Origin of the sequence: Mesorhizobium sp. CA15 (assembly GCF_020165215.1) — a bacterium.
Classification (GTDB): domain Bacteria; phylum Pseudomonadota; class Alphaproteobacteria; order Rhizobiales; family Rhizobiaceae; genus Mesorhizobium.
The window spans coordinates 24,561-45,136 of the sequence record NZ_JAIUHQ010000024.1 but is presented as its reverse complement, the minus strand read 5'-3'; the positions used below and the strand labels follow the sequence as shown (position 1 = coordinate 45,136).

Sequence of the window (20,576 nt, the reverse complement as noted above, 5' to 3'; positions counted from 1 at the left end):
TCCTTATGAAAAACGCTGGTCTTATGCGGAATAGCGCTGGAAAATCAGCGTTGCGTTGGTGCCGCCGAAACCGAAGGAGTTGGACAGGACGGTGTCGATCCTGGCGTCGTTGATACGCTTGCGCACGATCGGCATGCCCTCGAATTCCGGATCGAGCTCCTCGATATGGGCGCTCTCGCCGATGAAACCGCCCTGCATCATCAGGATCGAATAGATCGATTCCTGCACGCCGGCTGCGCCCAGCGAATGGCCGGTGAGCGATTTGGTCGAGGTGATGTAAGGCATCTTGTCGCCGAACACCTCGCGGATGGCGCCCATTTCCTTGGAATCGCCGACCGGCGTCGAGGTGCCGTGGGTGTTGATGTAGTCAACCGGCGAAGACACCGTGGCAAGCGCCTGGCGCATGCAGCGGATCGCGCCTTCCCCCGAAGGTGCGACCATGTCGTAGCCGTCGGAAGTCGCGCCGTACCCGACGACCTCGGCGTAGATCTTGGCGCCGCGCGCCTTGGCGTGCTCCAGCTCCTCCAGCACCAGCACGCCGGCGCCGCCGGCGATGACGAAACCGTCGCGGTTGACGTCATAGGCGCGAGAAGCGGCCGATGCGTTGTCGTTGAACTTCGACGACATGGCGCCCATGGCGTCGAACAGGTCAGACATGGTCCAGTCGAGGTCCTCGTGGCCGCCGGCAAACATCACGTCCTGCTTGCCCCACTGGATGAGCTCATAGGCATTGCCTATGCAATGCGCGGAGGTCGAGCAGGCCGACGAGATCGAATAATTGACGCCGTGGATCTTGAACCATGTGGCCAAGGTGGCCGACGCCGTCGACGACATGGCTTTCGGCACGGCGAACGGGCCGATACGCTTGGGGCTGTTGTTCTTGATCGTGGTTTCGGCGGCTTCGACGATGGTGCGGGTCGAGGGCCCGCCGGAACCCATCACGATGCCGGTCCGCTCATTGGTGATGTCGCCTTCGCTTAAGCCGGCATCGGCGATCGCTTGGTCCATGGCGACGTGATTCCAGGCGGCGCCTTGGCTCAGGAAGCGCATGGCGCGGCGGTCGATCATCGGGGTGGGATCGAGCGTCGGCGCGCCCCAGACCTGGCAGCGGAAGCCGTGTTCGGCGAAGGAATTGGAAAAGCTGATGCCTGATTTTGCATCGTAAAGCGAGCTCTGCACCTCATTGGCATTGTTGCCGATCGAGGACACAATGCCGAGCCCTGTCACTACGACCCGTCTCATTCGCAACTCCTTCCCGCGTATTCGGGCGAAAGACCTAACCGGCTTCGCCCTTGATCATACGCAAACAAACTGACGTGGCATCCGTTGGCTACGCGGGCGCCGTGGCGGAAAACGGTCAGGCGGCCGGCTGCTTGGACAGGCCGACCTTCAGATCCGTAGCCCCATATATGGGTTCGCCATCCGCCTTGAGCCACCCATCGGCGATGCCGAGCACCAGGCGGCCGCGCATCACGCGCTTGAAGTCGATGCCATATTCGACCTTCTTCACCGACGGCGTCACCATGCCCTTGAACTTCACCTCGCCCGTCGAAAGCGCCATGCCTTTGCCCGGTTCGCCCAGCCAGCCGAGATAGAAGCCGGTCAACTGCCACATGGCGTCGAGGCCGAGGCAGCCCGGCATGATCGGGTTGCCGATGAAGTGGCAGGCGAAGAACCACAGGTCCGGCTTGATGTCGAACTCGGCGCGGATGAAGCCCTTGTCGAAAGCGCCGCCGGTCTCGCTGATCTCGGTGATGCGGTCGAACATCAGCATCGGCGGGTAGGGCAGTTGGGCATTGCCCGGGCCGAACAGCTCGCCGCGGGCGCAGGCAAGCAGTTCCTCGTAATCGTAGCTGGACTTTTGATCCGCCATCAAATTTCTGTCCCCGTGTTCTTTCGCGGGCGGCAGGGCGCCCTTCTCGTTGGTTTCCTAACACACTCTGTTTGCGGCCGGAAACCGGCGTTTGCGCTTAACCCGTGCGCCTGCCCGGGTCAATGCGCGCTATTGATCGCATTCGGACTACAGAATATATGTCGGCTGATGTCCGGTTTTGGCTTTTGACGTCTTTTCGCCATTCTGGACCTGTTGGTGGGCTGGGCAGCAAAGCTTCGACGCGAAGAGATGGATTCGGGCTACAGGAAGGAAAATGTCGCTGTGGACAAGCGGGTTCGCGAAGCCGGCCTGAGGCCGACGCGCCAGCGCATTGCGCTGGCCGACCTGCTTTTCGCCAAGGGCGACCGCCACCTTTCGGCCGAGGAACTGCACGAAGAGGCGATCGCCGCCGGCGTGCCGGTTTCGCTGGCGACGGTCTATAACGCGCTCCACCAGTTCACCCAGGCCGGACTGCTGCGCATCCTGGCGGTCGAAGGCTCGAAAACTTATTTCGACACCAACACCTCCGACCACCATCACTTCTACGTCGAGGGCGAGAACCGGATTTTCGACATCGAGAGCGGACCGGTGACCGTCTCCAATCTGCCGGCGCCTCCGGAAGGCATGGAGATCGCCAATGTGGACATCGTCGTGAGGCTTCGCCCGAAGCGCGGCAACTGATCCGTGGTGATGCGGCCCGTCGATTTGATTGTCCGGTTTGAATGGGTCACCGTCGCCGCGTTGGCTATCGTTTGCTATGCAATCTCCGGCTTTTCCTGGTGGCTGCTTGCGCTGCTCATCCTCGCGCCGGACCTGTCGATGCTGGGCTACCTCGCCGGGCCAAGCGTCGGCGCCATCACCTACAACGCCTTGCATATCCTGATCGCCCCGCTCGTCCTGCTGCTTGCGGGCGCGTTGCTCGCCGGCCCGATCACCACCGCCGTGGCGCTGATCTGGATCGCGCACATCGCAATCGACCGTGCCCTCGGCTACGGCCTCAAGTTGCCTACCGGTTTTCAGGAGACGCATCTCGGCCGCATCGGCCGCCAGCAGGACGGTGTGTCCAGTTAGGCTGTGTTGAGATTCAGGTCAGGCCGAGTCGAGAAAGGCGGTTTTCGAGAACCGGAGCGGAGCGTACTTAAAGTACGTGAGCACCGGAAGCGCAGAAAGCCGGCATTCGCAGACCGGCCTCACCTGAATATCGACACAGCCTAGTTCTTGACCTTCTCGCCGGGATAAGCGCCCCACACCTGCGACTGCGCCATCCAGCCGGTGTGGCCGTCGAAGGTCATCTCGCACCATTGACCGTCGCATTTCTTGATCGAGCCGATCACGCCCGGCTCGATGATGGCGACGACATCGGCATCCTTGTCGGGCTCGTCGAGCAGGTTGATTCGCCCGCCCTTGCCGCGCTGCCAGGGCGCGACGATCGCGGTGCGGCGGCCGGAGAGCAGCGACTGGTTGATCCAGCCTTCCGAGCCGTCGGCGTCGCGCACGCGGCGCCATGTGTCGAATTCCTGGATGACTTCCATCGGCAGGCCGGCCTTCAGATACATCCAGTTGACGGAATAGTTGGCGCCTGGGCCGACGCGCGAGTTGACCCGGGCCGGCTTGAGGCTGACGAAACGCGGCAGCGGCAGCCCGCTCGGGCCAAGCGTTATGGTTTGCGCCGGCGCGGCCGCGCTTTGCGCGAATGCCTGCGGCGTGCAAAGCAGGGCGCCGAGAATAGCTGCGCTGAAGGCCAGGCGAAGTGACGCGAAACCAGACACTTTCGTTCCTTTCGGCGCCGGTCCGTGCGGATGAGCGCCCCTTTTTCTTTGTCTTCGGCGGCACCGCTTGTTACAGGAGTGGACTGATGCCGCGACTGGCTGCAAGTTTCGCCGGTCTTGGTTAAAGAGGTCTCAACGAGATCGGTTTCGAGAGCATGATCCCGAAAAGTGGGAACCGGTTTTCGGAAAAGATCATGCTCCTACAAAGAGTAGGATCAGGATGACGATTCGACGAAACGTCATCCTGATCGAAGAAGCTTCGGGGATAAAATGGCAGGCAAAAAACGGCCCCTCGTCGTCATCACGCGCAAGCTGCCCGATCCGGTCGAAACGCGCATGCGCGAGCTGTTCGACGCAAGGCTGAATGTCGAGGACCGGCCGATGACGCAGCCGGAGCTGGTCGCGGCGGTCAAGGAAGCCGATGTGCTGGTCCCCACCATCACCGACCATATCGATGCCGCGCTGATCGCCCAGGCCGGCGAAAACCTCAAGCTGATCGCGAATTTCGGCAACGGCGTCGACAAGATCGATGTCGCGGCGGCCGCCAAGAAAGGCATCACCGTCACCAACACGCCGAACGTGCTCACCGAAGACACCGCCGACATGACCATGGCGCTGATGCTCGCCGTGCCGCGCAGGCTGGCCGAAGGCGCCAATGTGCTGACGGGTGACAAGAAATGGGCCGGCTGGTCGCCAACCTGGATGCTCGGCCGGCGCATCTGGGGCAAACGTCTCGGCATCGTTGGCATGGGCCGCATCGGCACGGCGGTCGCCAGGCGGGCCAAGGCCTTCGGCCTCTCGATCCACTATCACAACCGGCACCGCGTGCTGCCGGCGGTCGAGGAGGAACTGGAGGCGACCTACTGGGAAAGCCTCGACCAGATGCTGGCCCGCATGGACATCATCTCGGTCAATTGCCCGTCGACGCCGGCGACGTTCCACCTTTTGTCCGGCCGTCGGCTCGCGCTGATGCAGCCTTCGGCCTACCTCGTCAACACCGCGCGCGGCGATATCATCGACGAGGAATCGCTGATCAAGCTCATCCATGACGGCAAGATCGCCGGCGCCGGCCTCGACGTCTACGAGCATGAGCCGGCGCTGAACAGCAAGCTGTTGAAGCTCGCCGCCAAGGGCAAGGTGGTGCTGTTGCCGCATATGGGCTCGGCCACGCTCGAGGGCCGCATCGACATGGGCGAGAAGGTGATCATCAACATCCGCGCCTTCTTCGATGGCCACCGTCCGCCGGATCGTGTCCTGCCGCTCAGGACCTGAAAAAGCTTTAGACGGCGGCGCTCACTGCGCCGTCCGAAGCGACCGTGACGGCGGCTCCGCGGTAGTTGTCGAACGCGCCGCGTTCGAGCCTCACCGCCATCGGCGTTTCCCAGCCCATCTCACGGGCTACGATCAGGCCGAGCAGCAGGATGGCGTCCGGCTCGTGCAGCACCAGGGCGACCGGCGCGCGGCCGTTGTGGACGAGCTCCATCAGCACCGCCGAAGCGGATGACGAGCCGATCGTGCCCGGCAGGAACAGAACCCGGCCGGCGATGACTTCGCCATGTTGCGGGTGGCGAACGTCGGCGATACGCCCGGTCCTGGGGTCGACGCCGCCCCAGAAGCTGATCGGCGCAGTCAGCACCAGCGCGTCGCCTTCGCCCGCCTTGCCCGGCACCAGGATTTCGGCCCTCGCGCTCATGCCGCGATATCCGTGAAGACCGGCTTGCCGAGGACCGCGCTTTCGACGCAGTCGGCGAGCGAGGCGTAGAGCACCGCATAGCCGGTGTTGCCCGGCGCGTAATGCGCGAACTTGCCCGAATTGGTCATCAGCACGCCATTGCCGAGCTCCGGCATGATCGGCGTCACCACCACACATGTATCGGCGACGATGACGACCCCGCTCGCTTCGAGCCGTTTTCGCCGGCCGTTCTGCTCCAGCAGGGCAAGCGCATGGCGGCCGGTGCAGGCGTAGATCGGCACCGCGAGCCGCCGTCCGGCGATCAGCCGCTCCAGGTTGTCGAACTCGGCGTGCGACAGATGCGGGCTGCCGATCGCCACCGCATCGATGGTCTTGGTCGCGGCCGCGGTCGACAGGCCCGCGCGCGCCGTCGCCACCATGTCGGGCGTCACGCGGATCACCGCTTCCGGCTCCGGCCTGGCCAGAATGGCTTCGGCGTCTGGAGCCTCGGGCGTCACGCCGGCAATGTGGAACAGGCCGACCGCACCGGACGATGCGGCCGCCGCGCCGAAGGCTTTCAGCGCGTCTTCGCCGGGATTATCCGTCACGCCGGTGACGACGCCGATCGCATTGCCCACCTCGCGGCCATAGAGGCTGCCCAGCACCGGCCAGGCGATCTCCGAGGCAAGGAAGGATGGCGAGAGGCCCGAGACGTCGAAAACGAGACGCGCGCGGCGATTGTCAGGCCGGTGCAGGCCGTAATCCGGCGCGCGGCCGGTGATGGCGCAGGCAATGTCCAGGAAATCGCCATAGCGGTTGGTCCGCGCGCCCAGCACCGAATTGCAGAAGACGACCGCGTTGGACTCGCCCCAGGCCACGTCGCTGCCCAGCGCGGGCCTGTGTCCGGCCTGGTAGGGGGCGCAGGTCCAGCTCTGCTCGCAGCCCAGCTTGCGATAGGCCTCCATCATCCGCCGCGCCATGCCGCGCTGCGGCTCTTTCAGGCGGATACGCGAACAACCCATCAGGTCGAGTGCCCCCACATTGAGTGTCGAGCGTACCGCGACCTTCGCGCCGCCTTCGACCAGTCTTTCGGCGAACAGCGTGCCGGAATCGCCGTGATACAGCGCGCCATCGATATGGGTGGAGGCGATCGGGATCAGCCGCGGTGCGCCGAGCAGGCGAGCGCTTTCGGCGAGGATGCGCATCGCCATGCCCGCGCCGTCCTGCTTGGAGGCGATCGCCTGTTCTTGCGGGCTGAGCGAAAGGCTCAAGACAGCACCTTGCGCATGGTGATGGAGGTCGGCCTGTCATAGCCCTCATGCGCCGTGCGCGCGGTCTCGCGAAAGCCGAGCCGGGCGAAGGCTGCATGGTTTGTCGTCAGTTCGATGCGGGTCTGCAGCTCGATCGCATCCTTGCCGCGTTCGTGGGCGAGATCCTCGACCGCCCGCATCAGCCGGGTTCCGATGCCTTGGCCCTGGAGCCGCGCCTCGACCGCTAGCTTGCCGACATAGAAATCCCGCGCCCGTTCCAGCGCGAAGACGCAGCCGACGATGCGGCCATTCTCGACGGCCAGAAACCCGGTCTCCCGCTTCGCCTTCGCGGCAAGCGCCTCGGCGGTCAAAAGATGCGCCGAGGAGGGCGGGTCGATGACGCCGTCCATATAGGCAAAGGCGCGCCGGATCAGCGCGAGCAGGTCGTCCCACCGATCGAAATCCGCTGGAAGGCCGGTTATGGAGATGCCGACGTTCTGGTCCATGCGCTCAGACGGCCTTGTAGCGGATGGTGTCGAAGCGGGCCGTGAGCCCGTCATAGAGCAGCAGCCGGCCTATCAGCGGCTCGCCTATGCCGGTAATCAGCTTGATCGCTTCCATCGCCTCCAGCGTGCCGATGACGCCCGTCAGCGCGCCGAGGATGCCGGCAACGGCGCAGGACGGCACCAGCCCTTCGGGCGGCGCTTCCGGAAACAGGTCGCGATAGCTCGGATTGCGCTTGCCGTCGGCGCCAGCCTCGAACGGCTTCAGCACCGTCACCGAGCCGTCGAAGCGCCCGACGGCCGCCGTGACGAGGGGTTTCTTCTCGTCCGCGCAGGCATCGGCGACCGCGTAGCGCGTTTCGAAATTATCGGAGCCGTCGACGACGATATCGTAGTGGGCGACGAGGGCAGGGGCATTCTCCTCCGTCAACCTCAGGCGATGCGATTCCACCGTGACGTTGGGGTTGATGCGCATGATCGCTTCCCGCGCGCTGTCGGTCTTGGCCATGCCGACCCTGTCGCTGCCATGGATCACCTGCCGTTGCAGGTTGGACAAGGAGACGGTGTCGTCATCGACGATGCCGAGTGTGCCGACGCCGGCGGCGGCAAGATATTCGAGCACCGGCGCGCCGAGCCCGCCGGCACCGATCACCAGCACCCGTGCCCGTTTCAGCTTCTGCTGGCCCGGCCCGCCGATCTCCGGCAGCACGATGTGGCGGGCATAGCGTTCGAGCTCTTCGTCGGTCAGCGCGGCATCGGTCATGGCTGGACCATATCGCCGTGGCGAGGCCTTGTCAGTAAGCGCAAGGCGCGGCCTTGTCGCGTATACGCAGGTGCAGAACTCGCTTCAAAGGTCAGCCGGTCGGCTCGACGTTGCCGTGATCGACGGTCAGGAACTGCGCCCGGCCGGCAAGGCTGGAGAACAAGGCGGCATCGGTGCCGGTCATGAAGGCCTGGCAGTTCAGCTCTTCCAGGATGGAAAACAGCGCCGCGCGCCGGCCCGCGTCGAGATGCGCGGCGATCTCGTCCAGCAGAAGGATCGGCGTCAGTCCCGACATCTCGCCGGTCAGCCTGGCATGCGACAGCACGATGCCGACCAGCAGCGCCTTCTGCTCGCCGGTCGAGCAAAGCTCGGCCGGCATCGACTTCGGCCGGTGCCGCACCACGAGATCGGAACGATGCGGGCCGTCCAGCGTGCGGCCGGCGGCGCGATCGCGCTCGCGGCCATTGGCAAGCGTGCGGCGGAAGCGCTCCTCGACATCGACGGCCGGCGCGACGGCAACCTCGCTCTCCAGGTCGCCGGCAAGGCTGATGTCGGCCTGCGGAAACGGTCCGCTGCCAGGCAATCTGTCGATCATGGCGGAAAGCAGCCGCACCAGCTCGGCCCGCGCCGCGGCGATCGCCACCCCGGTCTCGGCCATCTGCGTCTCGATCGCGTCGAACCAGGCGCCGTCGCGGGAGCCTTCGGTAAGCAATCGGTTACGGCCGCGCATGGCTTTCTCATAGTCGAGCGCGCGCTGGCCATGGCCAGGATCAATCGCCAGCACCAGCCGGTCGAGGAAGCGGCGGCGGTCCGCCGCCGGCCCTGGAAACAGCCCGTCCATCGCCGGTGTCAGCCACACGACCCGCAGCCATTCCAGCATATCCTCGGCCGATCGCGCCGGCGCGCCGTTGATCCGCACCTTCCTGCCGCCTTCGCCGGCGGCGTCTCCGCCGGAAATTCCGGTTCCGATCTCGACCTGGCCTTCCGGCCCCTCGATGCGCGCATGCAAGGCGAAGCCGCCATCGCCGCCTTCGCGCGCCACATCGCCATAGGGCGCGCGGCGCAGGCCGCGGCCCGGCGTCAGCAACGAGATCGCTTCCAGGAGATTGGTCTTGCCGGCGCCATTGTCGCCTGACAGCACCACCGCGCCGGGCGCGAGCTCGAGCGACAGCGTCGCGTAATTGCGAAAATTCGTAAGTATAAGCTTACTTACATAGCTTTGCTGACGAAGTTGTCTCGCATCCGGGTTCACGGCAACACACCGGGTCCGTCAGAGCAATTCCAGGAAAAGTGCACAGCGGTTTTCCGTCCGGAATTGCGTCAAGGTGACTGAGCCTAGACCCGCATCGGCATCAGCACGTAGAGGGCCGTTTCGTCGGCCATATCGTGGATCAGCGTCGGCGAGCCGGCATCGGCCAGCATGAATTTCGCCTCCGTGCCGGTGAGCTGGGCCGCGACGTCGAGCAGATATTTGGCGTTGAAGCCGATCTCGATCGGGTCCGACGAGTAGTCGGCCGCCAGTTCCTCGGTGGCGCTGCCCGAATCCGGATTGTTGACTGCGAGCGTCACCTGGCCGTCATTGATCGAAAGCTTCACCGCCCGGCCGCGTTCGGAGGAAATGGTCGAAACGCGGTCTACCGCCGCAGCGAAGCTCTGCCGGTCGATGATCAGCTTCTTGTCGTTGCCGGTCGGGATAACGCGCTGATAATCGGGGAAGGTGCCGTCGATCAGCTTCGAGGTCAAAACGACGCTGCCGATGGTGAAGCGGATCTTGGTGTCCGACAGCTCCGTGGTCACCGCCACGTCGGGATCGTCGACCAGCTTCTGCAGCTCGCTCACCGTCTTGCGCGGAATGATGATGCCGGGCATGCCTTCGGAGCCTGCCGGCGCGTCGATCTCGGCCCGCGCCAGGCGATGCCCGTCGGTCGCCACCGAGCGCAGCTTCAATTTGCCGCCGACCTCATGCGTGTGCAGGAAGATGCCATTGAGATAATAGCGCGTCTCTTCGGTGGAGATGGCGAATTGCGTCTTGTCGATCAGCCCTTTGAGCGCCGCCGATTCCAGCCGGAAGATATGCGAGAACGAACCGGCCGAAAGCTCCGGGAAGTCGGATTGCGGCAGGCACTGCAGGCGAAAGCTCGAACGGCCGGAGGTGACGGTCATCGCATTGCCGTCCTCGTCCGTCTTCAGCATTACCTCTGCGCCGTCGGAAAGCTTGCGCACGATGTCGTAGAGCAGATGCGCCGGCACCGTCGTCGCGCCGCCGCGCTCGACTTTGGCGGGCGTCGCCTCCGTCACTTCGAGGTCGAGGTCGGTCGCCTTCATCTCGAGGCTGGCGCCCTCGGCGCTGAGCAGCACGTTGGACAGGATCGGTATGGTGTTGCGCCGCTCGACCACGCGATGGACGTGGTTGAGGGACTTCAAGAGATTTGACCGTTCCAGGATAACACGCATGACGAAACAGGCTCGCTTCAAGAATGAACAGGTCACCGGCAGGCGGCATCCCGTGAAAGCTCTGAAAGGCTTCCAGAATCTCCGTAAGCTGACAGTAAAAAGCCTGCAAAGGCAAGCCCGCGGCACCGGTTCCGACCGGCAGCGCGGGCTTTCTGGGGATAAAGCCGGCGAAGCGTGCCGCCGGCTGTTTGTGCGCTCCTTCAGGCTTGGTCGTTGATCAGCCTTCTGAGCAGTTCCAGTTCCTGCGCCAGCGTGTTGTCCCCGCCCGAAAGGTCCTCGATCTTACGCACGGCATGCAGCACGGTCGTGTGGTCGCGGCCGCCGAACCGCCGCCCGATCTCCGGCAATGAGCGCGGTGTCATCACTTTCGACAGATACATCGCAACTTGCCGCGGCTTGACGATCGTGCGCGTGCGCCGATTGGACAGAAGCTCGGTCTTCGACACGTTGTAGTGGCGCGCCACGATGCGCTGGATGTCCTCGATGCGCACCCGCTTCGGCTCGCCGGAGCGGTAGATGTGGCCGAGGATCTCGTCGATGCGGTCGATGGTGATCTGCGGCTCGAAGGACTGGCGGAACAGAAGCTGGTTGAAGGCGCCTTCGAGCTCGCGCCCGCTGCCGGTCACCGTGCGCGCGACATGCTCCAGGATCTCGTCCGAGATATCCAGCGAGGTGTCATCGGTCTTGGTGCTGGCGCGGCGCAGTTTCAGCATGCCGAGCCGCATGGCGAAATCCGGCGCCGACATTTCCAGCGCCACGCCGCCATTGAGGCGCGAACGCACGCGCGGCTCCAGCGATTCCAGTTCCGAGGGCGGCCGGTCGGCCGCGACCACCACCTGCTTGGCGCTGTCGAGCAGCATATTGATGAGATGGCAGAATTCGTGCTGGATCGACTTGCCCTGCAAGAACTGCATGTCGTCGATGATCAAGAGATCGATATCGCGCAGCTGCTCCTTCAGCGTCAGCGCGTTGTTGTCGCGGATCGCGGTGGCGAAGCGCCACATGAAATATTCCGCCGTCAGGTAGACGACCCGCGACTTCGGGTTTTGCCGCAGCGATTCCGCGGCGATCGCTTGCAGGAGGTGCGTCTTGCCGAGCCCGACGGTCGCGTGCAGGAAAAGCGGGTTGAAACGCACCGCGCTCGACTGCGATTCCGCCACCGCCCTGGCCGCTGCGAAGGCCACCCTGTTCGACGGCCCTTCGATGAAGGAGGAGAATGTGTAACGCGGGTCAAGCGGCGACCCCAGCACATTGTGGCGGAACTCCGGTTCCGCTGACACGCCCTGGCGGGGCGCCGGCGCCCGTTGCTCCACACGCCCGGCGCTCGCGGTGCCGTTGGCAAGCGCGGTATGCGTCTGCTTGGTCATCTTGCGCGCCGGCGCGATCTCGGGCTCGACAGGATTGCGCCCCTGGCGCGTTGCGGTGCGCACGACGATCTCGATCTTGAGGACGTCCGCATCCTCATGCCGCCAGAGCTCCGCGATAAGCTCGAGGTAATGGCCGTTGATCCAGGACCGCAGGAAGGCTGTAGGCACGGAGATGCGAACGACGCCGCGGGAAGCCTCGGCGACCTTCATGCGACCGAACCAGCTCGAATAGACCTCAGCTCCGAGACGCGCCTTCAGCTGGGCCTTGACCCGTTCGAACTTCTGTTCCGCGTCGCTGGATACCGCCACGTCGCCCCCTCCGACAAAAGTTGCTGGAAATGGGAGCTCGCCCGCTATCTCCCTTTCAATGCCGCTCTGCATGATCAAAGTCCCTTTGTCTTCTCGTACCCTTTTTCCGCCGGGGATGCGCCTCCTGCATCCTTGGTCCGGCGACCCTCATTCAGTCGCGATGCCATTGCCGCCGCCGGCAACGATCGTCGCAACTCGCGCAAGGGACCAGCTGCCGGCTCCGCACGCCGGCCTCCGACAAAGACAAGTCAATACCTCACCCTCCGGCGAAAACGCCGGCGAGACATCGACTGCCATGTACAATTACGCCAGTCCCCTACCCGCACCGAAGAGACAAACCAAGCCGTACGCGGAATTGCTCCACGTCATGAATTCCGCCATTTTGTGCTGGCCGATTCAGGCTGGGTCAGGGGCTAGAGCCCGTCCCTTCGATGGATGGACATTACCGAAATCGCTGTGGATAGGGCAAGGCCACATCTAACGGTTTTTTAACGAATCTGGTTACCGGACGGGGCTCAAAATCGGGAGCTGCGCCGGCACGTTTTGACAAAGCCATTGTGATTCAAACCCTTTTCCGGCGAATATGAAAAAGGTCGCCCGAAACGAAATATTCTGAAATAATTGTCTTGACAGCTACTTCTCCCCCGCCGCTCGACCTTGAGCTGAACAAGCTGTGGACGACCGGCTGTAAGTCTCTGAAAAAACTGCGGATTTTTTGCCAGGCAAATTTAGGCAGTTGCCGCGGGGAGGGCGTTCCGCTGTCAGCGGCGTTGAATATGCCGGCAAAACATTACTGGCGTTGGAATCACGTCGCGAGCGTTGCTCACGAGCAATTTTTTTAAGTACTTGCCGGCAAACGAAAAAAACCCGGTCTATGCGACCGGGTTCAACATCGATGGAGTAAGGAATAGTCGGTCAGGCCGACAGCGTCTTGACCCGCTGGGCCAGCCGCGAAACCTTGCGGGAAGCCGTGTTCTTGTGAACGACACCCTTGGTGGCGGCGCGCATCAATTCAGGCTCCGCCGCCTTGAAGGCTGCCACCGCCGCGGCCTTGTCGCCGGCGGCCAGCGCCTCTTCGACCTGGCGCACATAAGTGCGGACACGCGAGCGACGGTTCTTGTTGATCGCCGCCCGGCGGGCGATCTTACGCGTTGCCTTTTTGGCCGAAGACGTATTGGCCATGATGCCTCTCTTCCGATCTGGTGGGCGCCAGCGGGTGCCGCAGGGCGCAAAAAACAAACGGGCAGCCACAGGCCGCCTCGGTTGGTGCGGCTTATAGTTCAGCTTTTCCGGCGCGTCAACGCCACTTGGCGGTCTTTTTGGAGACTGAAAGCGCGTCACGTCGTGACCCGCCTTCAGTCATTCGGCATCATGCTCTAGCGGTTGGTGAAATTCGGCTTCCGCTTCTCCACAAACGCGGCCATGCCTTCCTTCTGATCGTCGAGCGCGAACAGCGAATGGAACAGGCGGCGCTCGAAGCGCAGCCCTTCGGCGAGCGTCGTCTCGTAGGCGCGGTTGACGGCCTCCTTGGTCATCATCACCGACGGCAGCGAGAACTCGGCGATCTTGGCCGCCGCCTTCAGCGCCTCCTCGGCGAGCTCGGCGACCGGCACCACCCGCGAGACCAGTCCGCTGCGCTCGGCTTCGGCAGCATCCATCATCCGCCCGGTCAGGCACATGTCCATCGCTTTCGACTTGCCGACGAAGCGGGTCAGCCGCTGCGAGCCGCCCATGCCCGGCATGACGCCGAGCGTGATTTCGGGCTGGCCGAACTTGGCATTGTCGCCGGCGATGATGAAGTCGCACATCATGGCCAATTCGCAGCCGCCGCCGAGCGCATAGCCCGCGACCGCCGCGATGATGGGCTTGCGCGTGCGCGTGAATTCCTCCCAGCCGACGAAGAAGTCCTGCGTGTAGGCGTCGGCGAAGGACATCGCCTGCATTTCCTTGATGTCGGCGCCGGCGGCAAATGCCTTCTCCGACCCTGTAAGCACCATCGCGCCGATCTCGGGATCGGCATCGAACGCGCGCGCGGCCGCCACGACCTCCGCAAGGACCTGCGAATTCAGCGCATTGAGCGCCTTAGGCCGGTTCAGCGTGATCAGCCCGACCTTGCCGCGTGTTTCCACGATAACGGTTTCATAGGCCATGGTTCGCTTCCTTCCGCGGCAGTGGGACGATCGATACGTTCCTAGCTTACCGCTGACAGGTCCGGCAATAGAAGGTCGAGCGGCCGCTTTGCACGATGCGCTCGATGTGGCCGCGGCAGCCCGGCTTCGGGCATGGTTCCCCCTCGCGATCGTAGACTGCGAAGGAATGCTGGAAATAGCCGAGCGACCCGTCGGCCTGGACATAGTCGCGCAGCGAGGAGCCGCCGGCGGCGATCGCATCGGCGATGACCGAGCGGATCGCTTCGGCAAGGCGCGCGCTTTGCTCTTTCGCCTTCTTGGCCGACCCGGCGATGGTGCCGGCTTCGCGCAGCGGCGAGAGGCCGGCGCGCCACAAGGCCTCAGCCACGTATATGTTGCCGAGTCCGGCGATCAGCCGCTGGTCGAGCAGCGCTGCCTTGAGCGGCGATCTGCGACCCTTCAACAGCGAGGCGAGCAGGGGACCGTCAAGCGCGTTGCCAGTTGGCTCGATGCCGAGCCCCGCCAGCATCGGATGCGTGTCCGGCGCTCCTTCGGCAAACAGCATGAAGCCGAAGCGGCGCGGGTCGTTGAAGATGACGCGGGAGCGCTCGTCCCTCGGAGAGATGACGTCGAACACGACATGGTCGTGCGCCACGCTTTTCGAGCGGTCGTGGTGGAAGGCGCCGGGGACGTCGCTGCTTTCCGCGGCTTCGATCCGGAACGACCCCGACATGCCGAGATGGCAGATGAGAACCGGACCGTTTTCGATATGCATCGTCAGGTATTTGGCGCGCCGGCCAAGCGCCGTAACGGTCTTGCCGGCAAGCCGTTCCGAAAAGCGTTCGGGGAAAGGAAAGCGAAGGTCGGCCCTGCGCGCCTTGACCTCGACGAGCCGCGCCCCTTCCAGGACCGGCTGCAGCCCGCGCCGGACGGTCTCGACTTCGGGCAGCTCAGGCATGGCCGCCGATCATCGCAAGGAACGATGTTCCGTGGCGACCGGCAGCCAGGCCGAGGTGGTCCGCGACGGTCTCGCCGATATCGGCGAAGGTCGGCCTGAGCCCGATGTCGCCGCCCGTCAGTCCCGCCCCGATACCGATCACCGGAATGCGTTCGCGCGTATGGTCGGTGCCGCGCCAGGTCGGATCGTTGCCATGATCGGCCGTGAGGATGAGCAGGTCGCCAGGCCTTATCCGCGACAGCGCCTCCGGCAGCCGGCGGTCGAACGCTTCGAGCGCTCCGGCATAGCCGGCGACGTCGCGCCGGTGACCGAACTCGGTATCGAAATCGACAAAATTGGCAAAAACCAGGTCGCCGTCGCCGGCATCGTCCATCGCGCCGAGCGCCTTGTCGAACATTGCCATGTTGCCGCCGGCCTTGCGCACTTCCGAAATGCCGCGATGAGCGAAGATGTCGCCGATCTTGCCGACGGCGATGACCTTGTTGCCGCGCCCGGTCAGCCGGTCGAGCAGGGTCGGCTCCGGCGGCGGCACCGCATAATCGCGGCGATTGTGGGTGCGCTGGAACGTGGCCGGCGTCTCGCCCACGAATGGCCGAGCGATCACCCGCCCGATCTTGAGCGGCTCGACCAGCCGACGCACCGTGAGGCAAAGCTCATAAAGCCGCTCCAGGCCGAAATGCGTCTCATGCGCGGCGATCTGCAGCACGGAATCGACCGACGTGTAGCAGATCGGCTTGCCGGTGCGGATATGCTCTTCGCCGAGCCGCTCGATGATCTCGGTTCCGGGTGCATGGCAGTTGCCGAGGATACCCGGCAGCTTGCCCTCGCGGATGATGGCGTCGGTCAGGTCGGCCGGAAAGGCGGGCACCGTATCGGGGAAATAGCCCCAGTCGAAACGCACCGGCAGGCCGGCGATCTCCCAGTGGCCGGAGGGCGTGTCCTTGCCGCTCGACACTTCCTGTGCGGCTCCATGAAAGGCCGAGGCGACCGGCGGCGCGTCGATGCCGGTTTTCAGTCCCGTCGCGGTTTGCGCCGCCCGGCCAAGTCCGAGCGACATCATGTTGGGCACCGCGAGCGGCCCTTTGCGCAAACCTTGCCGATCTCCACGACCATCGGCGCAGGCCTGAAAAATATGTCCGAACGTGTCGGCGCCGGCATCGCCATAGCGTTCGGCGTCGGCCGCGCCGCCGATGCCGAAAGAATCGAGAACGAACAGGAACGCGCGCGCCATGGGTATCTTTGTTGTCAGCCTTGATCGCCAGACATAAGGTTCCCCGGCGGCGTTGGCAAATCGGAAACCAAACTGCAACGGCTTGGCGCCATAGTTGCGGCGAGGCGCGGATGCGGGGCGGGAGCGTGGCAGGTATGGCAAGGCGCGGCAAAACCGCGACAAGGCAAGCCGTGAAGATGTGCGCGGCCGCTCTCGCGGCCTTAGGTGCCGCCTCCTCGCCGGCACGCGCCGACTGGCGTGGCGACATCGGCACGTTCCGCATCGGCATCGTTGCCGAACCAGGCGGCGGCAACACCGTCCCGGGGCTCGCGCGCCTGACCGACGCCTATGCCAATGCGCTCGGCATGACGGTCGAGTTCGTCGTTGCGCGCGACTACGCGGCGCTGATCGAGGCGCAGGCGAGCGGGCGCGTGCAATATGCGATCTATTCCGCTCTCGCCTATGCCACGGCCTCGGAGCGCTGCGGCTGCGTCGAGCCGCTGGTGGCGCCGGTCGATACCGACGGCGCCGTCGGCATCCGGTCCGTCCTGGTGACGCGCGACGGCCGGCTTGCGGACCTTGCCGCCATGGCTTCGCACCGGATCGCGATAGCGCCGGCCGAAAATGCCGGCGGCGCGCTGCTGCCGCTGACGGCGCTGCCGGCCGAAGGCGTCAACATCACCCGGGGTTCGCCCTTCCTGGCGCGCGCCGCTTCAGCCACTGCGGCCGAGACGATGCTCGCCGGCGGCGAAGCGGATGCCCTGTTCGGCTGGGAACCGGCCGATGCCGACGGCCGATCCACCCGTTCCGGGGGCACCGTCGCGCGGCTGGAGGCTGCCGGCGTCCCAGAGGCGTCGCTTCGGGTGTTGTGGACCTCGGGCGTCTTGCGCTACGGCCCGCACGCCGTCCGCAACGATATCGATCCCGAGGCAAAGCGCCGGCTGACGGTCTTCCTGACCAATCTCAAGTCCCAGACGCCCGACATATACGATCTGCTGGAGGCCGCGCATACCGGTGGCTTTGTGCCGGCGGCGTCCAAGGACTACGCTATGGCCACGGCCATTGTGCGGCAGGCGTCCGACGGCCGGGACTGACCGTCAGCAGTCGCTGCAGGGGATCGTTGGGCTCCGGCGAGGCCGGAGATAGTAGGTCTCGCTCATGTTTATGTGGCTGAAGGTCGACAACAATCCAAGCGCCTTCTGCTGGTTGTTGTTCTCGCTCCAGGCGATGACGGGCACATAGCCGAGGTCGCTTTCCACGCGGACCAGGAAAGTGTTGCGGATTTTCAGCGTCGAAGGGACGGTCGTGGTGTCGCCGGGACTGGCATCGACGCTGTAGGTGTTGCCCACCAGCTTGCGCGACCACGCCACCTTCACTGTCGGCGACGCCTCGTCGGATATCTGTATGCCGGTGATGATGATCGTTGGACTTGAGCGATTGTAGGGCCGAAGCGTCGATATGCCGATCTTCATCATTGCATCGAGGTTAGCCTTCACGACGGCCTGCTGCTGCGTGACGAGGTCCGCGACCATGCTGCCGATGCGGCTGACCTTCTTGCCGGTCTCGATGGCCTGCGAGGCCTCCATCGTGATGAAATACATGATCAGGAGCACCGGCACGATGAACGCGAACTCGATCGCCGCGATGCCGCGGCGATCGCGGCAAAACTGCTTCACCTTCGCCGAAATGCCCCGGAGTGCCCCCGCACTATGCATATCGTCCTCCACGCCGCGGCTTAGCCGTCGAGCAGTCTCAATTGTCGTCGAACGGCTCGTTCTGCCAGGTCACCGATGCGAAATGCAGTGTGTTGCCGTCTTTCAGATTGGCCATCGACTTGGCCAGGAAATCGGTCATCACCGGCCATTTGTAAAACACCCGCAACATGTTGATGGACTCCGCCAGTCCGGGCGACACCGTGAAATTCATCGAGTTGGTGCCTTGCACCAGCACGATATCGCCATTGACGATCTTGAAGCCCGCCGTGGCGGCGTCGGCGAAACTCGGATATTCGCGCAGATCCACCAGCAATCCCGGGCAGTCCTTGGCCACCATGATCTCAAGCCTGCTGCAGATCAGCTGCTTGATGGAGGCTTCGGTGACGTTCGTCTTCTGCAACTGCCCGGTCCGCAGCTGGCGGGCGACATCGTCGGCGACGTTGGCCATCACCTCCTGGCCGGCGAACGAAATGCAGCTCTCGAGGATGGCGAAGACGAGAAGCGCGAACGGGATGGCGAGCATCGCGAATTCCATCGCCGTGCTGCCGCGCCTGTCGCTGAAGAAGCCGGGGCGGACTTTGACCCGCGTCTTGTTGTCCATGCCGCCGCCGGATGTGGCATCCTTGCTCATATTGCTTTCCTGCCGATCCCCTTGGCGGTACCGGCGGTAAGGTTAGCGATAACCCATTGAGTTCCGGTTTTGATGATCGTTAAATTCGTCGGGCAAGCTTTAAGCCGTCTTTAATGCCCGTGGGTTCGCGCCCTCGCAGAGCTCAGTGCCCGGCGCTCATTTCGGCTTCGGAAGTTTTCTCGGCCTCGCTCTTGAACGCGCTCTCGCAATAGGGCGTGCAGGACATGGTCTGGACTTCGGCGCGTCGGTAGATGCGCACCGAGGAGGCGGCTTGTCGCACGACGGTCACCTGTTCGTCGATGATCGGGCTGCCTTCCGAGTCGAGCACGACCAGATTGGTGACACCGAAGCCCTTGCCGGTGAGAACGATGGTCGAGGCGTCCTGCACGGAGGCATCGGCGATTGCCGGGTTGCCGATGACGACCGTGTCGGCCCCGCGTGACAATTTGACGATCTTGGCCTGGTTCATGGTGACTTCAATACCGGCGCCGGCCCTGGCCGGCATGACCAAGGCAGCAGTTGCCAGCAGCGCGGCGACTGGAAACAGCAATCTCGACAATGTCATTGAAGCGCTCCCGGCAGGCAGATTCTTCAACGGAACATGAACGAGATTGGTGAAGTAACGGTTAAACCGGGCCCGCCATGATTAAGGATCGCCTGCACGATGCGCCATGCGTCCATGGCGCTTACTGTTTTAGGAATATTGCACAAGCGCCGGTTTCTCGGGAACTCGGACCTCTGGCGATGTTTAGGCCACGGTTAACCACGCAGTGCGTTCGCCACCGGAAAGGAATCGGTAAGGCTGTTTATTAAGCCGATCGAAACGGCTTCTCCCTAGATTTGCGCCATCCGATCAACCCGGAAGAGAAGTTGACGGTAGTGCTGTAACACGTGGAGTAGGAGCTCTCGAATGTCTAATCTCATCGCACGTTTCGTGAAGGACGAATCCGGCGCGACCGCCATCGAATACGGTCTGATCGCCGCTCTCATCGCGCTTGCCATCATGGTTGGTGCTACCCAGCTCGGCGGCGCGCTGAACGCCAAGTTCGCCAACATCGCCGCCACCCTCAACGGCGCCACTGCTCCGTAATAAGGCTGCGTATCGCGCCTTTTCGACAGAAAGAAAAAGGGCCGCCGGCTGGCGGCCCTTTTTTATGCAGTCGGCCGATTTGATCGTCCGGCCTCATCGATCGTTAATCCAGCGCGCCTAGGATGACGCTGAAAACATGCCACAGGCAGGCCGCATCCATGCTTGAAGCCGTGATCTTCGTCGTTTTTCCTTTCTGCATGCTGTTTGCTGCGATCTCGGACACGCTGTCGATGACGATCGCCAACCGCGTTCCCGTGCTGTTGGTGGCGACATTCGCGCTTGTTGCGCCGCTCGCCGGTATGGACTGGGCAACCTATGGCTGGCATTTCGCCGCCGGCGCCCTCGTGCTTGCCACGACCTTCGGCCTTTTTGCGCTCGGCGGCATGGGCGGCGGCGACGCCAAGCTTCTGGCCGCGACCGCTCTGTGGATGGGCCTCAACATCAACCTGGTCGGCTATCTGGTGACGTCGGCTTTCATCGGCGGTCTGCTTACCCTCGCAATCCTTGCCTACCGGAAATCGCCGCTCGTCACGTACACCGGCCACAGCCGATTTCTGCGCCATTTCGCGGACGAGAATGTTGGCATCCCATATGGCATCGCGCTTGGCGCCGGCGGACTGATCACTTTCCCGGATTCGCCGCTGATGGTCTGGGCGCTGGAGAGGCTCACGACATAGGCCCGGCGATCTCGGCGTGGGCGATCCCAGGCGGCCGCCTTTTATCAGAATCGGAAGGCGGCCCCGGCCGCTTTTTCTGTTAACGGCGCACCGTTTAATCCAATTTGAGTAAACCTTAAATTAATCACGATCGTAAGCATTACATTAACCTTGTTTTGACGATTGCAGCTGCAAAGTCCGGCCTGGCGAGGTGGTTTGCCACGAGG

Annotated in this window: 24 protein-coding genes; 7 read left to right on the top strand and 17 right to left on the bottom strand. The window is 63.7% G+C overall.

The window, feature by feature from the left end; genetic code table 11:
* Positions 1-21: 21 nt before the first annotated feature.
* Positions 22-1,242, bottom strand: coding sequence for a beta-ketoacyl-ACP synthase I (fabB, locus tag LB515_RS26045; protein ID WP_224709416.1), 1,221 nt, complete (start codon positions 1,240-1,242; stop codon positions 22-24).
* Between the two features lie 115 nt (positions 1,243-1,357).
* The gene (gene fabA / locus LB515_RS26040) at positions 1,358-1,873 is read right to left on the bottom strand and encodes a 3-hydroxyacyl-[acyl-carrier-protein] dehydratase FabA (protein WP_224709415.1); all 516 of its coding nucleotides are present in this window, start codon (positions 1,871-1,873) and stop codon (positions 1,358-1,360) included.
* A 249-nt stretch (positions 1,874-2,122) separates the two neighbouring features.
* Between fabA and irrA the strand changes: the two genes are divergently transcribed.
* Both irrA and LB515_RS26030 read left to right on the top strand, forming a co-directional pair.
* Complete coding sequence (gene irrA / locus LB515_RS26035) at positions 2,123-2,554, top strand: iron response transcriptional regulator IrrA (protein WP_095766194.1); 432 nt, start codon at positions 2,123-2,125, stop codon at positions 2,552-2,554.
* A gap of 9 nt (positions 2,555-2,563) precedes the next feature.
* Complete coding sequence (locus LB515_RS26030; RefSeq protein ID WP_224709414.1) at positions 2,564-2,944, top strand: DUF4260 family protein; 381 nt, start codon at positions 2,564-2,566, stop codon at positions 2,942-2,944.
* A gap of 140 nt (positions 2,945-3,084) precedes the next feature.
* On the opposite strand, the gene LB515_RS26025 is transcribed toward LB515_RS26030, so the two are convergent.
* On the bottom strand, positions 3,085-3,642 hold the full coding sequence (locus LB515_RS26025; RefSeq protein WP_224709413.1) for an SH3 domain-containing protein: 558 nt from the start codon (positions 3,640-3,642) through the stop codon (positions 3,085-3,087).
* A 270-nt stretch (positions 3,643-3,912) separates the two neighbouring features.
* On the opposite strand from LB515_RS26025, the gene LB515_RS26020 reads away from it, so the two are divergent.
* On the top strand, positions 3,913-4,914 hold the full coding sequence (locus LB515_RS26020) for a 2-hydroxyacid dehydrogenase (protein ID WP_140546041.1): 1,002 nt from the start codon (positions 3,913-3,915) through the stop codon (positions 4,912-4,914).
* A 7-nt stretch (positions 4,915-4,921) separates the two neighbouring features.
* On the opposite strand, the gene LB515_RS26015 is transcribed toward LB515_RS26020, so the two are convergent.
* From LB515_RS26015 to dnaN, 6 genes are all read right to left on the bottom strand, one after another.
* Positions 4,922-5,335 (bottom strand): aconitase X swivel domain-containing protein, encoded by a 414-nt coding sequence (locus LB515_RS26015; protein ID WP_224603049.1) that lies wholly within the window; start codon positions 5,333-5,335, stop codon positions 4,922-4,924.
* Positions 5,332-6,585, bottom strand: coding sequence for an aconitase X (locus LB515_RS26010; RefSeq protein WP_224603047.1), 1,254 nt, complete (start codon positions 6,583-6,585; stop codon positions 5,332-5,334). Before LB515_RS26010 ends, LB515_RS26015 begins: the two co-directional genes overlap by 4 nt.
* On the bottom strand, positions 6,582-7,070 hold the full coding sequence (locus tag LB515_RS26005; RefSeq protein ID WP_224603045.1) for a GNAT family N-acetyltransferase: 489 nt from the start codon (positions 7,068-7,070) through the stop codon (positions 6,582-6,584). The genes LB515_RS26010 and LB515_RS26005 overlap by 4 nt, the downstream gene beginning before the upstream one ends.
* 4 nt (positions 7,071-7,074) lie before the next feature.
* Positions 7,075-7,830 (bottom strand): molybdopterin-synthase adenylyltransferase MoeB, encoded by a 756-nt coding sequence (locus LB515_RS26000; RefSeq protein ID WP_224709412.1) that lies wholly within the window; start codon positions 7,828-7,830, stop codon positions 7,075-7,077.
* Positions 7,831-7,921: 91 nt separating this feature from the next.
* Positions 7,922-9,082, bottom strand: coding sequence for a DNA replication/repair protein RecF (recF, locus tag LB515_RS25995; RefSeq protein WP_224709411.1), 1,161 nt, complete (start codon positions 9,080-9,082; stop codon positions 7,922-7,924).
* Positions 9,083-9,165: 83 nt separating this feature from the next.
* On the bottom strand, positions 9,166-10,284 hold the full coding sequence (gene dnaN / locus LB515_RS25990; RefSeq protein WP_095765942.1) for a DNA polymerase III subunit beta: 1,119 nt from the start codon (positions 10,282-10,284) through the stop codon (positions 9,166-9,168).
* On the opposite strand from dnaN, the gene LB515_RS25985 reads away from it, so the two are divergent.
* Entirely contained in the window at positions 10,283-10,501 is a 219-nt protein-coding gene (locus LB515_RS25985; protein WP_224709410.1) for a hypothetical protein, read from the top strand. The genes dnaN and LB515_RS25985 overlap by 2 nt on opposite strands.
* Here LB515_RS25985 and dnaA read toward each other — a convergent pair.
* The 5 genes from dnaA to LB515_RS25960 form a co-directional block, all read right to left on the bottom strand.
* Positions 10,485-12,032 carry a chromosomal replication initiator protein DnaA gene (gene dnaA, locus LB515_RS25980; RefSeq protein WP_095765941.1) on the bottom strand — a complete coding sequence of 516 codons (1,548 nt, stop codon included), beginning with the start codon at positions 12,030-12,032 and terminating at the stop codon, positions 10,485-10,487. The two genes, LB515_RS25985 and dnaA, sit on opposite strands and share 17 nt — an antisense overlap.
* A gap of 843 nt (positions 12,033-12,875) precedes the next feature.
* The gene (gene rpsT / locus LB515_RS25975) at positions 12,876-13,142 is read right to left on the bottom strand and encodes a 30S ribosomal protein S20 (RefSeq protein WP_095765940.1); all 267 of its coding nucleotides are present in this window, start codon (positions 13,140-13,142) and stop codon (positions 12,876-12,878) included.
* Between the two features lie 194 nt (positions 13,143-13,336).
* On the bottom strand, positions 13,337-14,110 hold the full coding sequence (locus tag LB515_RS25970; RefSeq protein WP_224631217.1) for an enoyl-CoA hydratase: 774 nt from the start codon (positions 14,108-14,110) through the stop codon (positions 13,337-13,339).
* Positions 14,111-14,156: 46 nt separating this feature from the next.
* Entirely contained in the window at positions 14,157-15,047 is an 891-nt protein-coding gene (gene mutM, locus LB515_RS25965) for a bifunctional DNA-formamidopyrimidine glycosylase/DNA-(apurinic or apyrimidinic site) lyase (protein WP_224631216.1), read from the bottom strand.
* Positions 15,040-16,278, bottom strand: a complete 1,239-nt coding sequence (locus tag LB515_RS25960) for a phosphopentomutase (RefSeq protein WP_224709409.1) — start codon at positions 16,276-16,278, stop codon at positions 15,040-15,042. Before LB515_RS25960 ends, mutM begins: the two co-directional genes overlap by 8 nt.
* 134 nt (positions 16,279-16,412) lie before the next feature.
* Between LB515_RS25960 and LB515_RS25955 the strand changes: the two genes are divergently transcribed.
* Positions 16,413-17,351 (top strand): phosphate/phosphite/phosphonate ABC transporter substrate-binding protein, encoded by a 939-nt coding sequence (locus tag LB515_RS25955; RefSeq protein WP_224709408.1) that lies wholly within the window; start codon positions 16,413-16,415, stop codon positions 17,349-17,351.
* A gap of 3 nt (positions 17,352-17,354) precedes the next feature.
* Here LB515_RS25955 and LB515_RS25950 read toward each other — a convergent pair whose 3' ends face one another.
* The 3 genes from LB515_RS25950 to LB515_RS25940 form a co-directional block, all read right to left on the bottom strand.
* A complete protein-coding gene (locus LB515_RS25950; protein ID WP_224709407.1) occupies positions 17,355-17,972 on the bottom strand; it encodes a TadE/TadG family type IV pilus assembly protein in 618 nt (205 codons plus the stop codon).
* Between the two features lie 37 nt (positions 17,973-18,009).
* Positions 18,010-18,603: a TadE/TadG family type IV pilus assembly protein gene (locus LB515_RS25945; RefSeq protein ID WP_411909004.1), complete on the bottom strand. Its 594-nt coding sequence runs from the start codon at positions 18,601-18,603 to the stop codon at positions 18,010-18,012.
* Positions 18,604-18,745: 142 nt separating this feature from the next.
* Positions 18,746-19,168, bottom strand: coding sequence for a pilus assembly protein N-terminal domain-containing protein (locus LB515_RS25940; RefSeq protein ID WP_224602962.1), 423 nt, complete (start codon positions 19,166-19,168; stop codon positions 18,746-18,748).
* A 345-nt stretch (positions 19,169-19,513) separates the two neighbouring features.
* Here LB515_RS25940 and LB515_RS25935 point away from each other — a divergent pair, with 345 nt between their 5' ends.
* Together LB515_RS25935 and LB515_RS25930 are read left to right on the top strand one after the other, a co-directional pair.
* Positions 19,514-19,693 (top strand): Flp family type IVb pilin, encoded by a 180-nt coding sequence (locus tag LB515_RS25935; RefSeq protein ID WP_095765933.1) that lies wholly within the window; start codon positions 19,514-19,516, stop codon positions 19,691-19,693.
* A gap of 158 nt (positions 19,694-19,851) precedes the next feature.
* The gene (locus LB515_RS25930) at positions 19,852-20,370 is read left to right on the top strand and encodes a prepilin peptidase (RefSeq protein ID WP_095765932.1); all 519 of its coding nucleotides are present in this window, start codon (positions 19,852-19,854) and stop codon (positions 20,368-20,370) included.
* The last annotated feature ends 206 nt before the right edge of the window (positions 20,371-20,576 follow it).

Excerpts from the sequence above, each read along its gene's own strand:
- LB515_RS25970 (WP_224631217.1), bottom strand. The coding sequence starts at position 14,110 with ATGGCCTATGAAACCGTTATCGTGGAAACACGCGGCAAGGTCGGGCTG.
- LB515_RS25960 (WP_224709409.1), bottom strand. The coding sequence starts at position 16,278 with ATGGCGCGCGCGTTCCTGTTCGTTCTCGATTCTTTCGGCATCGGCGGC.
- LB515_RS26000 (WP_224709412.1), bottom strand. The coding sequence starts at position 7,830 with ATGACCGATGCCGCGCTGACCGACGAAGAGCTCGAACGCTATGCCCGC.
- LB515_RS25935 (WP_095765933.1), top strand. The coding sequence starts at position 19,514 with ATGTCTAATCTCATCGCACGTTTCGTGAAGGACGAATCCGGCGCGACC.
- fabB (WP_224709416.1), bottom strand. The coding sequence starts at position 1,242 with ATGAGACGGGTCGTAGTGACAGGGCTCGGCATTGTGTCCTCGATCGGC.
- LB515_RS25930 (WP_095765932.1), top strand. The coding sequence starts at position 19,852 with ATGCTTGAAGCCGTGATCTTCGTCGTTTTTCCTTTCTGCATGCTGTTT.
- LB515_RS25955 (WP_224709408.1), top strand. The coding sequence starts at position 16,413 with ATGGCAAGGCGCGGCAAAACCGCGACAAGGCAAGCCGTGAAGATGTGC.
- fabA (WP_224709415.1), bottom strand. The coding sequence starts at position 1,873 with ATGGCGGATCAAAAGTCCAGCTACGATTACGAGGAACTGCTTGCCTGC.
- dnaN (WP_095765942.1), bottom strand. The coding sequence starts at position 10,284 with ATGCGTGTTATCCTGGAACGGTCAAATCTCTTGAAGTCCCTCAACCAC.
- LB515_RS25940 (WP_224602962.1), bottom strand. The coding sequence starts at position 19,168 with ATGACATTGTCGAGATTGCTGTTTCCAGTCGCCGCGCTGCTGGCAACT.
- LB515_RS25985 (WP_224709410.1), top strand. The coding sequence starts at position 10,283 with ATGACGAAACAGGCTCGCTTCAAGAATGAACAGGTCACCGGCAGGCGG.
- LB515_RS25945 (WP_411909004.1), bottom strand. The coding sequence starts at position 18,603 with ATGAGCAAGGATGCCACATCCGGCGGCGGCATGGACAACAAGACGCGG.
- rpsT (WP_095765940.1), bottom strand. The coding sequence starts at position 13,142 with ATGGCCAATACGTCTTCGGCCAAAAAGGCAACGCGTAAGATCGCCCGC.
- LB515_RS26015 (WP_224603049.1), bottom strand. The coding sequence starts at position 5,335 with ATGAGCGCGAGGGCCGAAATCCTGGTGCCGGGCAAGGCGGGCGAAGGC.
- LB515_RS26030 (WP_224709414.1), top strand. The coding sequence starts at position 2,564 with ATGCGGCCCGTCGATTTGATTGTCCGGTTTGAATGGGTCACCGTCGCC.
- LB515_RS25950 (WP_224709407.1), bottom strand. The coding sequence starts at position 17,972 with ATGCATAGTGCGGGGGCACTCCGGGGCATTTCGGCGAAGGTGAAGCAG.
- LB515_RS26020 (WP_140546041.1), top strand. The coding sequence starts at position 3,913 with ATGGCAGGCAAAAAACGGCCCCTCGTCGTCATCACGCGCAAGCTGCCC.
- LB515_RS26005 (WP_224603045.1), bottom strand. The coding sequence starts at position 7,070 with ATGGACCAGAACGTCGGCATCTCCATAACCGGCCTTCCAGCGGATTTC.
- mutM (WP_224631216.1), bottom strand. The coding sequence starts at position 15,047 with ATGCCTGAGCTGCCCGAAGTCGAGACCGTCCGGCGCGGGCTGCAGCCG.
- irrA (WP_095766194.1), top strand. The coding sequence starts at position 2,123 with ATGGATTCGGGCTACAGGAAGGAAAATGTCGCTGTGGACAAGCGGGTT.
- dnaA (WP_095765941.1), bottom strand. The coding sequence starts at position 12,032 with ATGCAGAGCGGCATTGAAAGGGAGATAGCGGGCGAGCTCCCATTTCCA.